The organism is Blastomonas sp. CCH9-A1 (assembly GCF_001557175.1).
Lineage (GTDB): Bacteria > Pseudomonadota > Alphaproteobacteria > Sphingomonadales > Sphingomonadaceae > Blastomonas > Blastomonas delafieldii_A.
In genome coordinates, this window is the sequence record NZ_LSHM01000012.1 from 88,419 (window position 1) to 104,068 (window position 15,650).

Here is a 15,650-nt window from a genome sequence, read left to right on the forward strand (position 1 = left end):
CCACGAAAAAGGGGCTGGTGCAGCGCTGCACCAGCCCCTTTTCATTTTATGCTGAAGGCCCGGCTTACGCCGCTTCCTTCTTCCGGCTCTGCTTCTTGCGCTCGTTCGGGTCGAGGAAGCGCTTGCGCAGGCGGATGGTCTTGGGGGTTACCTCGACCATTTCGTCGTCGTCGATATAGGCGATCGCCTGTTCCAGGCTCATCAGGCGCGGCGGGGTCAGGCGGATGGCGTCGTCCTTGCCGGTCGAACGGAAGTTCGTCAGCTGCTTCGACTTCATCGGGTTCACTTCAAGGTCTTCGGGCTTGGCATTTTCGCCGATGATCATGCCCTCGTACACGGGCACGCCCGATCCGATGAACAGGCTGCCGCGATCTTCCAGCGCATTCAGCGCATAGCCCACGGTGTCGCCGGTGCCGTTCGAGATCAGCACGCCGACCGGACGGCCCGCGATCGCGCCCTTGTACGGTCCGTATTTCTCGAACAGGCGATTCATGATGCCCGTGCCGCGCGTGTCGGACAGGAATTCGCCGTGATAGCCGATCAGCCCGCGCGAGGGCGCGCTGAAGGTGATGCGGGTCTTGCCACCGCCCGAGGGGCGCATGTCGGTCATCTCGGCCTTGCGCAGCGCCATCTTCTCGACGACCGTGCCCGAATGCTCGTCATCCACGTCGATGACGACGGTTTCATAGGGCTCGGTGCGGTTGCCGTTCTCGTCCTCGCCGAACAGCACGCGCGGACGCGAGATGCCCAGCTCGAAGCCCTCACGGCGCATCGTCTCGATCAGCACGCCCAGCTGCAATTCGCCGCGCCCGGCGACCTCGAAGCTGTCCTTGTCGGCCGATTCGGTGACCTTGATCGCGACATTCGATTCGGCTTCGCGCATCAGGCGATCGCGGATCATGCGGCTGGTCACCTTGGTGCCCTCGCGGCCCGCAAACGGGCTGTCGTTCACCGCAAAGCGCATCGACAGCGTCGGCGGATCGATCGGCTGCGCGTGCAGCGGCTCGGTGACGCTGGTGTCGCAGATGGTGTTGGCAACGGTCGCGGTGGTGAGGCCGGCGATCGAGATGATGTCGCCCGCGCTCGCCTGATCGACCGGAACGCGCTCCAGCCCGCGGAACGCCATGATCTTCGAGGCGCGGCCCGCTTCGACCACATTGCCGTCGGGGTCGAGCGCGTGGATCTGCTGGTTGGTCTTCACCGTGCCGCTGGCGACCAGGCCGGTGAGGATGCGGCCGAGGAAATTGTCGCGGTCGAGCAGCGTGACGAGGAACTTGAACGGGCCGTCGGGATCGGCGCTCGGCGCGGGCACATGGCCGACGATCTTCTCGAACAGCGGCTGCAGCGTGCCTTCACGCACTTCCGGGCTGTCGCCGCAATAGCCGTTGCGGCCCGAGGCGAAGAGCACGGGGAAGTCGAGCTGCTCGTCATTGGCGTCGAGCGAGACGAACAAGTCGAACACCTCGTCCAGCACTTCCTGCGGGCGGCCATCGGGACGGTCGATCTTGTTGACGACGACGATCGGCTTGAGGCCCAGCGCGAGCGCCTTGCCGGTGACGAACTTGGTCTGCGGCATCGCGCCTTCGGCAGCATCGACCAGCAGGATAACGCCATCGACCATCGAGAGGATGCGCTCAACCTCGCCGCCGAAATCGGCGTGGCCCGGGGTGTCGACGATGTTGATCCGCGTCTTCTCGCCGGCATTGTCCCATTCGATCGAGGTGCACTTGGCCAGGATCGTGATGCCGCGTTCCTTTTCCAGGTCGTTCGAATCCATCGCGCGCTCTTCGACGCGCTGGTTGTCACGGAAAGTGCCGGACTGGCGGAACAGCTGGTCGACAAGGGTGGTCTTGCCATGATCGACGTGCGCGATGATGGCGATATTGCGAAGGGACATGGATAAAGCCTGTATCAGGGGGATGGTCGCGGACACGCCGCTGCCCGGCACGCCTGTTGCTGGCGCGCCCATAGCCGAAGGTCTGCTGCAGCGCAACAGATTGCGGCGGGATGTGGTGCGTGGAACAATGCGCGTCCTTGCTCTCTCCCCTTCAGGGGAGAGATACGCAGGCTCGCCAGCTTGCTGGCTAGCCGAAGTTGAGAGGGGCCAGCGTTGGTGCGTTCCCCCCTCCCAACCCTCCCCCCTGAAGGGGAGAGGGCTCTACAAGCCATCACTCAACCTCATCGCAATGGGAATCCTTAACCACCTCCGCTCATCCTGAGCAGCGGGCACAGCCCGCGTCGTCGAAGGACCCGCGCCGAAGCTGGCCGTATAGCGGGGCCTTCGACAGGCTCAGGCTCAGCCGAGGTAGGGCAGCTTTTCAATCGTTTTGAAAAAACCTGCCATTCAGCAACCGACCCCATTGCCGACATTCGGCCCTCCGCTAAATTGAGCGAATGGAACACGCTCTACTCGCGTCATTTCTTGACGGCACGACGTCGGCTACGACCTTCGCTCAAGCCATCGAGCAGGAGGTTGATGCTTGCGAAGCTGGAGTTCGGTCGCCCACGAATATCGGCTATATAATCGTCACAGACGGTCCGCAGTTTACCGTCACCCGGACGCACATAGTTCGGCTTCTCCAGTCATTGCTCGATGGAACCATCCCGTGGATGTCGGTAAATTACATCGGCGATTGCCTAATGATGAGCGACGATTTTCAACCTGAAACCAAGGAAGTCGTAGAGGCAATCGAGTGGGTGGCCGATGACAGTCGACCACCTACAAACGACGAAACCCGCGCTCTGCTCGAGACATTGCGTTGAAGGCAGAAAACCACCCAGCCTCCGCCGTCAGCGCCGGCGCGCTCCTCACCCAGTAGCGAGACCGCGCGCGCCTATTCCGCGCAATCCCCCATCCACATGTCGCGCGGCATCTCGACGCGCATCGGCGGTCCACCCTTCGGATCGGGGATGCCGTCATACCAGAGCGAGCGCGCGAGGTCGGGCATGAACACGCCGAGCGGCGCTGGGCTGCCCAGCATCGGCGGTTCGGCGACATATTTCAGGCCATTGGGCTCGCCTGTAAAGGCGTGGAAATAGAGCGGCTCCTCGCCCTCCCGCTCGGGCAGCATTTCGGGCGGGTTTTCCGCGTCGCCCAGGCCGTTGACCGGGATCAGCGTGGTCGAGCCGAAGCCGTTCGAGCCTGCGAAGGTATAGTAGTTGCGGAAGATCAGCGCGTCGTCCTCGTCCTTCTGCTCGAGCACCGCGACCATGTCCGATTGCGCACTCGGCGGCAGCGCGGGCTTTTCGAAATGCAGCGTGAAGCGCGTCGACCAGGGCGAGCGATAGGTGGCTTTCAGGATCGGGCAGGCGAGAGGCTTGACCTGCACGGCGGCGGCGGGGTTGATCTCCAGCGTGTCGATGGCGAGCCGGTCGTTGACGATCTTGAAGCTGGCATAGGCATCGCCCGCGGTCGGGCAGCAATTGGCATCGCTGTCGCGCCAAAGCGAGAAACTGCTGCTGATGCCGTACAGGCTGTATTCGACGCCCTTCCACAGCCCCAGCCCCTTGGGCAGTCGGGTGCGCAGCTCCTCCTTCCAGCCGTTCATGCCGATATTGGCCCAGCCGGTATCGCGATACAGGAACAGCGTGTCGGCATTGCCCTCGCCCGTCCCGGCGGTGCGCGCGGGCATGTGCAGCATCAGCTTTTCGCCATCGTCGATCAGCAGCGGCGTGGATGTGTCGCCCTCGGTGCTGGCAAAGCCGATGAGCTGCGGCGCATCGCCGGTCACGTCCCAGGCGATCGCCATGCGCAGCGGGATGCCGCCGCCCGGCTCCAGCCCGCTCAGCTTCTGCCATGCGACCGAGCGCACCCTGCCCTCCTCGCCTGCGGTGAGGAAACCGGCGCCTTCGACCACGCAGCTTTCGACCGCTGCGACGGTGCATTCCCTCGCCAGTTCGCGCCCGAAACCGGACGGTGCGCGGATCGACGCGGCAAGCTTCGCCAGCCCCTCGATCTCGCTCTTCACATAGCCCAGGCTCTCGATAATGGCGTCGGGATTGGCAGTCTGCGGGCTGTCATCCTCGCTATATTCGAAGCCCCGGCGCAGATCGGCCAGCGCCTCGTCGTGGCGCTCGGCAATCACCGCCTTGCGCGGATCGACCTTGGCCCAGGCCTGGAACGCGGTCTCGACATCCGCCCAGCCTCTGGCGATCTCGCGATTGGCGCACAGCGCTTTCGCGTTCACGGTGCGGTCGGGGCACGGCGCGGCGGGTGTGGCCGCGAGCAACAGGGCGGGCAGCAGGATCACGGGAAACTCCAGTCAGGCGCGACCCTGCAGGCCCTGTTTTCAGCAAATAGCCGCCGAAATCAATGCGTTTCGGCGGCTTGTGCTTACTTGCCGGTCCAGTTGGGGGCGCGCTTCTGAGCGAAGGCGGCAGCGCCCTCGCGCGCGTCCTGCGAGGTCATCACCGGGCCGACGATTTCCTGCTGCTTCGCCCACATTTCCGCGTCGGTCCAGCCGCGCGATTCGACGATGACCTGCTTGGAGACGCGCACCGCGAGCGGGCCGTTGGCGCTGATCTTGTGCGCCAGTTCGAGCGCGCCGTCGATCGCCGGGCCTTCGACCACGCGGTTGACGAAGCCGATCTCGTAGCCGCGCTGGGCGGAGATGAAATCGCCGGTCAGCGCCAGCTCCATCGCGATGCGCGGCGGAATCTGGCGCGGCAGGCGCATGAGGCCCCCCGCAGCTGCCGCGAGGCCCCGCTTGGTCTCGGGGATGCCGAACTGCGCTGAGCTGTTCGCGACGAGCAGGTCGCAGGTGATCGCGACCTCCATCCCGCCCGCGAGCGCATAGCCATCGACCGCGGCGATCAGCGGCTTCTTGGGCGGGGATTCGACGAAACCTGCGAAGCCCTTGCCCTTGACCATCGGCAGTTCGCCGGTCAGGAACGCCTTCAAGTCCATGCCCGAGCAAAAGGTGCCGCCGGCCCCCTTGATGATGCCGACGCGCAGCGCGTCATTGGCATCGAGCTCTTCCATTGCCGCAGCGACACCTTCGGCCACCGCGCGGTTGACCGCATTCTTGGCCTCGGGCCGGTTGATGGTGATGATGAGGACGCCATCATCGGCGAGGGTCAAAACTTCGGACATATCGAACTCTCCCTGAAAAGCCCCTCTCCTTCAGGGGAGGGGTTGGGGTGGGGTTATCAGAACAGCAGATCGGCGAGCTTCGCGCGGTGCCAGGCGGCGTCACCGAACTGGCTGGCGTGCCAGATCGCGCTGCGGCGGTAGAGCCCGGCGTCGCAATCGTGCGTGAAGCCGAAGCCGCCATGGAATTGCACCGCGCGGTCGGCGGCAAAGCTGTACGCCTTGTCGGCGCTCGCCTTGGCCATGCGCACCGCGATCTCGCCGACGCCCTGCTGGCCGAAATTGTGCGCGGCGCTCAGCATGTGCGAACGCGCCTTTTCATACGCGACATAGGCATTGGTGATCGGGTGCTTGAGCGCCTGATATTCGCCGATCAGCTTGCCGAACTGCTTGCGGGTCTTGAGATATTCGATCGTGTAATCGATCGCGCTCTGCGTGCCGCCGCACATTTCAGCCGCCTGGAGCAGCGCACTCGCCAGCTCGATCTGGTTCAGCGCGCTGGCCGAGCGGCCCGCATCGAGCAGCGCCGAGGCCGGGACGGTAATGCCGTCGAGCGTCAGTTCGTAGGTCCGCCGGGTCTCGTCGACGATGATCTCGCGGCGCAGCGCACCATCGGGGATGGCCGAGCGCTCGATCAGCGCCAGCCGCACCGCGCCATCGACATTGACCGTCGCGATCACCAGCGCCGCATCCTGGGCATAGGCAACGAACTGCTTGGTGCCGGACAGCGCATAGCCCTCGCCGCTCGCCTTGGCAGTTGCCTCGACATGGGAGAGCGTCCAGTCGCCGTGCGGTTCGGAGAGCGCCAGCGTCGCGATCTCGCCCGCGACGATGCGCGGCAGCCATTCGCCGCACTGTGCCTCGTCACCCGCCGCGAGCAGCGCCTGCGCCGCGACGGTGCAGGTCGCAAAGGGCGTGGTCAGCAGCCGCCGCCCCATCTGCTCGGCGATCGGCGCGACCTCGGCCATCGACAGGCCGACGCCGCCATGCGCCTCGGGGATCGCGATGCCCAGCCAGCCCAGTTCGGCAATTTCCTGCCACACGGCAGGGTCATAGCCGCGCTCGTCCGCCATCAGCTTGCGCACCTTGTCGATCGGCGACTTGTCGCGGCAGAAGCTGGTGGCGACGTCCATCAGCTCGATCTGCTCTTCGCTGTATCCGAGGCCGCCGAGATGATTGGCGAGATTTTCTTCGCTGAAGGCCATGGTTTAGCGTCCTTTCGGCAGGCCGAGCACATGCTCGGCGACGATGTTGCGCTGGATTTCGGAGGTTCCGCCGCCAATCGTGGCGGAGAAGCTGTTCAAGTAGCTGCGGTGCCAATAGCCATTGTCGACCGCGCACGGATCATCGACATAATAGCCGCCGCGCGTTCCCTGGAAGGCCAGCGAGAACTCGGTCAGTTCGCGGATCATCTCGGTGCGCGCCAGCTTGTTCATCAGCGCCAGGCCCATCGGGCGATCCTGCACCAGCGGCCCCATGCGGCGCCGCTGGTTGTTGAGGTTCAAAGCCTGGATGTCGATCATGAAATCGACCATCCGGTCCTTCATCACCGGATCGTCGAGCAGCGCCTTGCCGCCGCGCTGCGACTGGCGCGCCAGTTCGACCACGCCCATGGCGTCGAGTTCCTTGAGGAAATAGCCGCCGGCCAGGTTCACCTTGGCTCCGCGCTCGTATTCGAGCGTCTTCATCGCGATCTGCCAGCCATCGCCTTCGTTGCCCATCAGGCATTCGGCGGGGATGCGCGCATCGGTGAAGAAGCACTGGACGAAGCCATATTCGCCGGTGAGCTTCTTGATGCGCCGCGTCTCGATGCCCGGCGCGTGCATCGGTGCGAGGAAGAAGCTGAGGCCCGCATATTTGTTCGGCCCTTCGTTCGAGGTGCGCGCCAGCAGGATCATGTATTTCGCGCGGTCGCCCAGCGAGGTCCAGATCTTGGAGCCGTTGAGCACGTACTCATCGCCGTCCCGCACCGCCTTCAGCTGCGCATTGCCGAGGTCGGAGCCGTTTTCGGGCTCGGAGAAACCCTGGCACCAGATATCCTCTGCGCTCAGCATCCCCTTGATATATTTCTTCTTCTCTTCCTCGCTGCCGATGTCGAGGATCAGCGGACCGGCCCAGCCGATGCCGATCGCGTTGAGCATGATCGGGCCGTCATATTTCTTCATCACCTTGGTGGCGATGCGCTGGAAATCGGGGTGCATCCCGCCGCCGCCATATTCGGTCGGCCAGCTCGCGCCGAGATAGCCTGCCTCGTACACCTTGCGCTGCCAGGCGCAGAGGAATTCGAACTGCTGGTCGGTGCTGACCTCCATGAAGGTCAGCGGCAGCATGAAGCCGGGGTCCTTGGGCGTGTTCTCGCGGAACCAGGCATCGGCCTGGGCCTCGTAATCCGCCAGCTCGGCAGCGGTAGGACGGGTTGCCATGTCTCTCTCCTCTAGCGCGCTCGATCAGGACCGCTTCGGGGATTCGCGGCCTCGTTTAATCGTTCGGTTAAATGAAGATATGCAGGGGTCGGAAGCGCTTGTCTAGGGCGTGCAGCGATTTTCCTGACATCCGTGTCAGTGACTTGAAGCATGTCGTCACCCCCGTGCAGGCGGGGTCCCGCTTTCTTGACGCACGGAAGCGCAAAAGCGGGATCCCCGCGTTCGCGGGAATGACGGGTCAGCCTTTGACAGGCCTGCAGAACGACTTCTTCCGAAACGCATCCACCGCGCCGATCTCGCCCCGGCTCTTCAGCAGCACGCGGATCAGCGCGACGCCCCTGGCATCGGGCATCACGACCTTGCGCGCGCCTTTGGGCGCCTGCTGATCCACCGTTGCCAGTACAAGGCGGATGGGCTTGCCGCCGGTGTCGCGGTCGCTCTCGACAAAGGCGACATCGGTCACGCTGTCGAACACGGTCAATGACCAGTAATGATCGGGAACAGGTGCGATCATCACCTCCAGCGGAGCCTGGGTCAGGTCGAAGGCGCAGATCGAATAGGCAAGATCCGGGCTCGGCCGCACGATCGTCTGGCGCTCGGCGACCACCGGCGGGGTGTGCGTCATCTTGTTATACCCGGCCTGATCCGCCAGCCGATGCCAGGCGCGGTCCATGATGACGCTGGGGGCGGCAGCGAGCGTGCCGTACCAGGCGGCGACTGCGGCGATCACCGCAAGGACGACGGGTCCGATCCAGCGGCTCATGACTGGCACTCTCCGCGTTCGATGCGCGGCAACGGCACGCTCCCGCGCCTGGCCAGCAAGTCGCGCGACGGGTGATACGCGCGCAGCGTCAGCTCGAATGGCTGATCGTCGGGCATCGCGATCCAGTGCGCGCCGGTCCGCTGGCGGGCGATATCGACGGTCCAGTTCGCCGCCTCTTGCGGACCGATCGCCGCGCTACCGACCGAATAAACGCTCGCCGGATTGGGGATCAGATAGCCCTGGCTGTCGTACAGCGTCAGGCTCCACCAGCGTGCATCGATCGCGCCGCCGGTGACGCGATAGGCGCATTTGCCGGTCAGTTTGCGCCCCGCGCTGTCGGTCGATGCGTTGAAATAGATCGCCTCGCGCTCGGGCAGGGCCAGCAAGCCGCGCAGCGCGACGGTGGCGCGGGTGGCGACGCTGGCATCGGCGGTGCCGACCTTCTCGCCGGTGCGCCAGGGACCGTTCTCGATCCCCATCGCAGCAAAGCTCTGCCGCAACTGCGCGACCGCCGTCCCCGTGCCGATCGCCAGTCCTGCGACCAGCATCAACCCATAGCGCAACCCTGGCGACATGGCGTCCCTCTCCCCTTGTTTTGACAGAGGCTATGCCGGAATATCGGTGGTGGTGGCAAGGGGGATGCGCTTGTGGGCTGGTATCTGCAGCGGGCGCTAGCCGGTCCCCTGCGAAGGCAGGGGCCCATCACCTGCGCTCACGACTGTCCCCTCGGTCGCGCGATCCGGCAACCTTTGGGAGATGGCCCCCTGCCCTCGCAGGGGACCGGCAGTATGTGCCCACTGTCTCCCCTCCCCCTTGATGGGGGAGGCAGCGAGACTTGGCAGCTTGCTGCCAAGTCGCAGCGGTAGGGGTGATGGTGCGGCTGGGTGTAAGGGCGCGTTGCACGCAATGCTGCTAAATCCGGCAAGCACCCCCCCACCCAAACCCTCCCCCATCAAGGGGGAGGGCTTTAAGTCAAGGCGAGAGCGCCTGCTCAGCCCTTCTTGAGCGCCGCCTGCGCCGCAGCCAGTCGCGCGATCGGCACGCGATAGGGCGAGGCGCTGACATAATCGAGCCCGGCTTTCTCGCAGAACGCGATGCTCGCCGGATCGCCGCCATGCTCGCCGCAAATGCCGAGCTTGATGCCTGGCCGAGTCTTGCGGCCCTTTTCGACCGCGATCTCGATCAGCTGACCGACGCCCTCGACATCGAGGCTGACGAACGGATCGCGCGCGAAAATGCCCTTGTCGACATATTGCGTGAGGAACCGCCCCGCGTCGTCGCGGCTGACGCCCAGCGTCGTCTGCGTCAAGTCGTTGGTGCCGAAGCTGAAGAACTCGCCTACTTCGGCGATTTCATCGGCCATCAGGGCGGCGCGCGGCAGTTCGATCATCGTGCCGACCAGATATTCGATCCGGCGCCCCTTTTCGGCAAACACCAGTTCGGCAGCGGTATCGACCACCTTCTTCATCAGCTCGAGCTCGCGGCGGGTCGCAACCAGCGGGATCATCACCTCGGGGATCGGCGCTGCACCGCTCTTCTCGGCGACATCGCACGCCGCCTCGAAGATCGCGCGCGCCTGCATCTCGTAGATTTCGGGATAGGTCACGCCCAGGCGGCAGCCGCGATGGCCGAGCATCGGGTTGAACTCGTGCAGTTCGTTGGCGCGGCGCTTCAAAACCTCGACGCCGACGCCGGCGGCTTCGGCGACTTCCGCAAACTCGCTCTCGCTGTGCGGCAGGAACTCGTGCAGCGGCGGATCGAGCAGGCGGATGGTGACCGGCAGACCCGCCATTACCTCGAAGATGCTGTGGAAGTCGCCGCGCTGTTCGGGCAGCAGCTTTTCCAGCGCGGCCCGCCTTCCCGCCTCGTCCTCGGCCAGGATCATCTGGCGCACCGAGGTGATGCGGCTCGCTTCGAAGAACATGTGCTCGGTGCGGCACAGACCGATGCCTTCCGCGCCGAAATCGCGCGCGACGCGGCAATCCTCGGGCGTCTCGGCATTGGTGCGCACCTTGAGGCGGCGGACCTTGTCGGCCCAGCCCATCAGCACGCCGAAATCGCCGACCAGCTCGGGCTGCACGGTGGGCACCTCGCCCAGCATCACCTCGCCCGAGGTGCCGTCGATGGTGATCGTGTCACCCTCGCGCAGTTCGCGCTTGCCGATGCGCAGCACGCGCTCCTTGTTGTCGATCGACAGGCTGCCCGCGCCCGAGACGCAAGGGCGGCCCATGCCGCGCGCCACCACCGCCGCGTGGCTGGTCATGCCACCGCGCGCCGTCAGGATGCCCTTGGCGGCGTGCATGCCGTGAATGTCCTCGGGGCTGGTCTCGATGCGCACCAGGATGACCGCATCGCCCATCTCGTTGCGGCGCTCGGCGGTATCGGCGTCGAACACGATGATGCCGCTCGCCGCGCCCGGCGAGGCAGGAAGCCCCTTGGTCAGCACGTCGCGCGCCGCATCGGGATCGAGCGAGGGGTGGAGCAGCTGGTCGAGCGCCATCGGATCGACGCGTGCGATCGCCTCTTCCTCGGTGATCAGGCCCTCGTTCGCCATTTCCACCGCGATCCGCAAGGCCGCCTTGGCGGTGCGCTTGCCCGAGCGGGTCTGCAGCATCCACAGCTTGCCGCGCTCGACGGTGAACTCGATGTCCTGCATGTCGCGATAATGCGTTTCGAGAATGTCGAACACCCGCGCCAGCTCGGCATAGGTCTCCGGCATCGCCTCTTCCATGCTCAGCGGCTTGGCGTTCGCTTCCTCGCGCGCAGCCTTGGTCAGGTACTGCGGCGTGCGGATGCCCGCGACCACGTCCTCGCCCTGCGCGTTGATCAGGAACTCGCCGTAATAGACATTTTCGCCGGTCGCGGGGTTGCGGGTGAACGCAACGCCGGTGGCCGAGGTGTCGCCCATATTGCCGAACACCATCGCCTGGACGTTGACCGCAGTGCCCCATTCGGCGGGAATGTCGTTCAGCCGGCGATAGACCTTGGCGCGCTCCGACTGCCACGATCCGAACACGGCGCTGATCGCACCCCAGAGCTGGTCATGCACATCCTGCGGGAAGGGCTTGCCCCATTGCTCCTGAACCAGCGCCTTGTATTCGCCGACCAGCGCCTTCCAGTGCTTCGCCTCCATCTCGGTATCGCTGAAGAAGCCATTGTCTTCCTTCATGATTTCGAGCGCTTCCTCGAACGCATCATGGTCGAGACCGAGCACCACGTCCGAATACATCTGGACGAAACGGCGATAACTGTCCCACGCGAAGCGCTCGTCGCCCGACACCTGGGCGAGGCCCTGCACGGTCTCATCGTTGAGGCCGAGATTGAGCACCGTGTCCATCATGCCGGGCATCGAAACGCGCGCGCCCGAGCGGACCGACACGAGCAACGGATCGGCGGCATCGCCGAACTTCTTGCCGGTGACGCCCTCGATATGCGCAAGGCCTTCGGCGACTTCGTCCTTCAGGCTGTCGGGGAAAACCTCGCCATCCTGATAATAGCGGGTGCACATCTCGGTGCTGATGGTGAAGCCCGGCGGCACCGGCAGGCCGATCGAGGCCATGCCGTCGAGATTGGCGCCCTTGCCGCCGAGCAGATTCTTGTTGCCCGCACCGCCATCATTGGCGCCGCCTCCGAAACGGTACACATATTTGGTCATCTGCTTCAGCCTGTCCGTGTTTGAATGGGTTATCGGTCGAAGTTAACCCTCGATCTTCGAAAAATCGGCGACGCGGTGAACCGCAGCGCGGAACCGCGCGAGCAGGTTCAACCGCGCCTCGCGCTTGGCCTGGTCCGCATCGTTGACGGTGACGCTCTCGAAAAACGCATCGATCGGCGCACGCAACGCGGCGAGCGCGGCCATCGCGCCTTCGAAATCCTCGGCCTGGATCGCGAGCTCGGCGAGCGGCTCGGCCTTGTCGAGCGCCTCGATCAGCGCGATTTCCGCAGGTTCCGGTTCATATCCCAGCCCGGAGCCGGGCTGCGCCATTTCCGCGACAGCCTGCGCGACAGCGGGGTCCTCGACCAAGGACAGCGGATCTTCCTCGCCGGTCTGCGCAATGCCGCCACCGGTTTCCGGCGTGTGGACCGGCGCGCTCGCATCGCCCCGTCCCTCTTTCTTGAGGATATTCGCCGCACGCTTGTACCCGGCGAGCAGGTTCGTCCCCTCGCCCGTCTCGACAAAGGCCTGCAACGCCTTCACCCGCGCAAGCAACCGGACGAGATCGTCCTCGCCACCGAGCGCAAACACCGCGTCGATCAGGTCATGCCGAACCCCGGCCTCGCGTTGCTGGACCTTGAGGCGGTCGGCAAAGAAGTCGAGGACGGAATCTCGAAATTGATTAAATCGCAGAAACTTTAATATACGAACACTATCTAAGTCTTGTTCGTAGAATTCACGATCATCGTCATAATCGAAAATTTCAATCAACCATAAGCCAACCTGATATTCCGAAAGATAGTCTAGAGGGCTCTCGTTATAAAAGGGTGAATGAACAAGATAGCGCTGACTCCCGGAAACATCAGTATCGTCATTGAACCAACCATTGACGACAGCGGCATACTTATCTTCATTTCGCCACCATACAATCCAGCCTCGGTAATAGGCTTCGAGTAGCGGAACGATAGTCAGGCGAATGCCATTCTTTTGTAGCAAGGAAATTATGGCCAGCGCGGCTCGTCGGAGCGCGAATGGGTCTTTGCTGCCTGTTGGCGTGTCGCCAACTAAGAAGAAAGCGAGCAGCGTATCAAGCTTGTCCGCGAGGCTCACCGCCACCGTCACCGGATCGGTCGGCACGTCATCGCCCTGCCCGACCGGCTTGTAATGGTCGCGGATGGCGGCGGCGACTTGCGGGTCGAGACCTTGTTTCGCCGCGTAATAACCGCCCATAAGCCCCTGAAGTTCGGGGAATTCGCCGACCATCTCGGTGACGAGATCGGCCTTGCACAGGCGGGCGGCCTGTTCGGCGAGATCGGCCAATTTAGCCCTCTCCCCTTCAGGGGGGAGGGTTGGGAGGGGGGCCTGCGCAGAGGTCGGCGACTGCCCCTCTCCCTCCGCCGCTTCGCGGCTCCTCCCTCTCCCCTCAAGGGGAGAGGGCTGAATGATACCCTCTTCGCACAGCCACCGCGCGAGCTTGGCGACGCGGTCGACCTTGTCGGCCACCGTCCCAAGCTTCTCGTGGAAGACGATATTCTTCAGCTTCTCGGCATGCTGCTCGAGCGTCTTCTTCTGGTCGAGCTCCCAGAAGAAGCGCGCGTCGGAAAGCCGCGCCGCCAGCACCTTCTCGTTGCCCGCGACGATCGCCCGGCCGCCGTCATGCGCGGCGATGTTGGCGGTGCAGACGAACGCCGGGGCGAGCGCGCCGCCTGCATCCTGCACGACGAAATATTTCTGGTTAACGCGGGCAGTTAGCTGGATGACCTCAGGCGGAACCTCAAGAAACGCCGGGTCGAAACGGCCTAGCAACGGCACCGGCCATTCGGTCAGCCCGGCATTCTCGACCACCAGCCCCTCGTCCTCGATCAGCGCAAAGCCCGCGTCCGCCGCCGCCTTCGCCGCGCCGTCGCGGATGATGCGCGCGCGTTCCTCATGATCGACGATCACATGCGCGGCGCGCAGCGCATCGGCATAATCCTCGACACCCGACACGGTGACCGCGCCCTGGTGGTGGAAGCGGTGACCGACGGTGGTATTGCCGGCGACCAGCCCATCGACCTCGCACGGCACGACATAACCGCCGAGCAGCGCGATGATGCCCTGCAGCGGACGCACCCAGCGCAGCGATTCCGTGGTCTGGCTCGCCGCACCCCAGCGCATCGACTTGGGCCAGGGAAAGGCGCGGACGATCGCGGGGATGGCGTCAGAGAGCACATCGGCGGTGGCGCGGCCCGGCTTGTTAATGACCGCGAACAGCGTCGCGCGGCCCTTGACCTCGCGGGTCTCGAGCGCGTCGCGAGTCAGCCCCGCCTTGCGCAAAAAGCCCTCGACCGCCGCATCGGGCGCATCGGCGGGAGGGCCCTTGAGCTCTTCGGATACCGCTTCGGTCGTTTCGGGCAACCCGCGCGCGATCAGCGCAAGGCGGCGCGGGGTCGAGAAGGTCTGGAGGCTCTGCGCCTTCAGCCCGGCGGCGGCGAGCTGATCGGCGAACAGCTTTTCGAGGTCGGCACGGGCTTTCGCCTGCATCCGCGCGGGGATTTCCTCGGAGAGAAGTTCGAGCAGGAAATCGGTCATGCCGCGCGCTCCCGGTCCGAACCGCAACCAATGCCGTCACCCTGAACTTGTTTCAGGGTCCATCGGGCACCAAGCGCCTTCGCCCTATCGGCTCCCGGACGGTCGATGGATGCTGAAACAAGTTCAGCATGACGGTTGTGCAACGTCACCATCACGCAGCCCACCCGTTCTTCTCCATCCACGCCTGGCAGCTGCCCTTCGCAAGGTCACGCACGCGGCCCATATAGGCCTGGCGCTCGGCGACCGAGATCACCCCGCGCGCCTGGAGCAGGTTGAACACATGGCTCGCTGCAATCGCCTGCTCATAAGCCGGAATCGGCAGCTTCGCATCGAGGCAATTCTCGCATTCGGCGACGGCCTTGCGGAACGCATCGAACAGGCTTTCCGTGTTCGCATGCTCGAAATTCCATGCGCTCATCTGGCGCTCGTTCTCGAGGAACACATCGCCATAGGTCACGCCCCGGCCGTTGAAATCTAGATTGTATACGCTGTCCTTGCCCTGAATGTACATGGCGAGCCGCTCGAGCCCATAGGTCAGCTCGCCAGCCACCGGCTTGCAGTCGAAGCCGCCCATCTGCTGGAAATAGGTGAACTGCGTCACCTCCATGCCGTCGCACCAGACCTCCCAGCCCAGGCCCCAGGCGCCCAGAGTCGGGCTCTCCCAGTCGTCCTCGACGAAGCGGATGTCGTGCAGCAGCGGATCGACGCCGATCGCGGTGAGGCTGTCGAGATAGAGCTGCTGGATGTCGCCCGGCGAGGGCTTCAGGATCACCTGATACTGGTAATAATGCTGCAGCCGGTTGGGGTTTTCGCCATAGCGCCCGTCGGTCGGGCGGCGGCACGGCTGGACGAACGCGGCGTTCCACGGATCGGGGCCCAGCGCGCGCAGCGTCGTCGCGGTGTGGAACGTGCCCGCACCCATAGGCATGTCATAAGGCTGCAGGATCAGGCAGCCGTGCTGGCTCCAGAAATTGTGCAGGGTCAGGATCATGTCCTGAAAGGAAAGGCTGTGCTCGCTCAAACGTCCGGCCTTCGCAGTTGCAAAAAGATGCGCCGCGCTTTGGCGGATGGCGGGGCGCGGGTCAAGGGAGAGGTGATTCAGGGTTGGTGTCAGCGGGTTTAGCTGAGCTTTGCCAGCCCACATTCGTC

General features: G+C 64.4%; 10 protein-coding genes. All 10 read right to left on the reverse strand.

What is annotated here, in order from left to right; genetic code table 11:
* Positions 1 to 64: 64 nt before the first annotated feature.
* Positions 65 to 1,897, reverse strand: coding sequence for a translational GTPase TypA (gene typA / locus AX725_RS03760; RefSeq protein WP_060979737.1), 1,833 nt, complete (start codon positions 1,895 to 1,897; stop codon positions 65 to 67).
* 937 nt (positions 1,898 to 2,834) lie between these two features.
* Positions 2,835 to 4,250 (reverse strand): hypothetical protein, encoded by a 1,416-nt coding sequence (locus tag AX725_RS03770; protein WP_060977547.1) that lies wholly within the window; start codon positions 4,248 to 4,250, stop codon positions 2,835 to 2,837.
* An 83-nt stretch (positions 4,251 to 4,333) separates the two neighbouring features.
* A complete protein-coding gene (locus tag AX725_RS03775; protein ID WP_060977546.1) occupies positions 4,334 to 5,092 on the reverse strand; it encodes a crotonase/enoyl-CoA hydratase family protein in 759 nt (252 codons plus the stop codon).
* Between the two features lie 56 nt (positions 5,093 to 5,148).
* Positions 5,149 to 6,294, reverse strand: a complete 1,146-nt coding sequence (locus AX725_RS03780; RefSeq protein ID WP_060977545.1) for an acyl-CoA dehydrogenase family protein — start codon at positions 6,292 to 6,294, stop codon at positions 5,149 to 5,151.
* Positions 6,295 to 6,297: 3 nt separating this feature from the next.
* Positions 6,298 to 7,512, reverse strand: a complete 1,215-nt coding sequence (locus tag AX725_RS03785; protein ID WP_060977544.1) for an acyl-CoA dehydrogenase family protein — start codon at positions 7,510 to 7,512, stop codon at positions 6,298 to 6,300.
* Between the two features lie 238 nt (positions 7,513 to 7,750).
* The gene (locus AX725_RS03790) at positions 7,751 to 8,275 is read right to left on the reverse strand and encodes a DUF1254 domain-containing protein (RefSeq protein WP_060977543.1); all 525 of its coding nucleotides are present in this window, start codon (positions 8,273 to 8,275) and stop codon (positions 7,751 to 7,753) included.
* On the reverse strand, positions 8,272 to 8,850 hold the full coding sequence (locus AX725_RS03795) for a DUF1214 domain-containing protein (protein ID WP_066117581.1): 579 nt from the start codon (positions 8,848 to 8,850) through the stop codon (positions 8,272 to 8,274). The genes AX725_RS03790 and AX725_RS03795 overlap by 4 nt, the downstream gene beginning before the upstream one ends.
* Before the next feature lie 416 nt (positions 8,851 to 9,266).
* Positions 9,267 to 11,930, reverse strand: coding sequence for a pyruvate, phosphate dikinase (ppdK, locus tag AX725_RS03800; RefSeq protein WP_060977541.1), 2,664 nt, complete (start codon positions 11,928 to 11,930; stop codon positions 9,267 to 9,269).
* Between the two features lie 42 nt (positions 11,931 to 11,972).
* Positions 11,973 to 14,501, reverse strand: coding sequence for a glycine--tRNA ligase subunit beta (gene glyS / locus AX725_RS03805; RefSeq protein ID WP_066112714.1), 2,529 nt, complete (start codon positions 14,499 to 14,501; stop codon positions 11,973 to 11,975).
* Positions 14,502 to 14,652: 151 nt separating this feature from the next.
* Positions 14,653 to 15,492, reverse strand: a complete 840-nt coding sequence (locus tag AX725_RS03810) for a glycine--tRNA ligase subunit alpha (RefSeq protein ID WP_060977317.1) — start codon at positions 15,490 to 15,492, stop codon at positions 14,653 to 14,655.
* Positions 15,493 to 15,650 lie beyond the last annotated feature (158 nt).

What these genes read in the sequence shown, in the direction of transcription:
- typA (WP_060979737.1), bottom strand. Translation starts at nt 1,897, where the DNA reads ATGTCCCTTCGCAATATCGCCATCATCGCGCACGTCGATCATGGCAAG.
- AX725_RS03775 (WP_060977546.1), bottom strand. Translation starts at nt 5,092, where the DNA reads ATGTCCGAAGTTTTGACCCTCGCCGATGATGGCGTCCTCATCATCACC.
- AX725_RS03780 (WP_060977545.1), bottom strand. Translation starts at nt 6,294, where the DNA reads ATGGCCTTCAGCGAAGAAAATCTCGCCAATCATCTCGGCGGCCTCGGA.
- AX725_RS03785 (WP_060977544.1), bottom strand. Translation starts at nt 7,512, where the DNA reads ATGGCAACCCGTCCTACCGCTGCCGAGCTGGCGGATTACGAGGCCCAG.
- AX725_RS03790 (WP_060977543.1), bottom strand. Translation starts at nt 8,275, where the DNA reads ATGAGCCGCTGGATCGGACCCGTCGTCCTTGCGGTGATCGCCGCAGTC.
- AX725_RS03795 (WP_066117581.1), bottom strand. Translation starts at nt 8,850, where the DNA reads ATGTCGCCAGGGTTGCGCTATGGGTTGATGCTGGTCGCAGGACTGGCG.
- ppdK (WP_060977541.1), bottom strand. Translation starts at nt 11,930, where the DNA reads ATGACCAAATATGTGTACCGTTTCGGAGGCGGCGCCAATGATGGCGGT.
- glyS (WP_066112714.1), bottom strand. Translation starts at nt 14,501, where the DNA reads ATGACCGATTTCCTGCTCGAACTTCTCTCCGAGGAAATCCCCGCGCGG.
- AX725_RS03810 (WP_060977317.1), bottom strand. Translation starts at nt 15,492, where the DNA reads ATGATCCTGACCCTGCACAATTTCTGGAGCCAGCACGGCTGCCTGATC.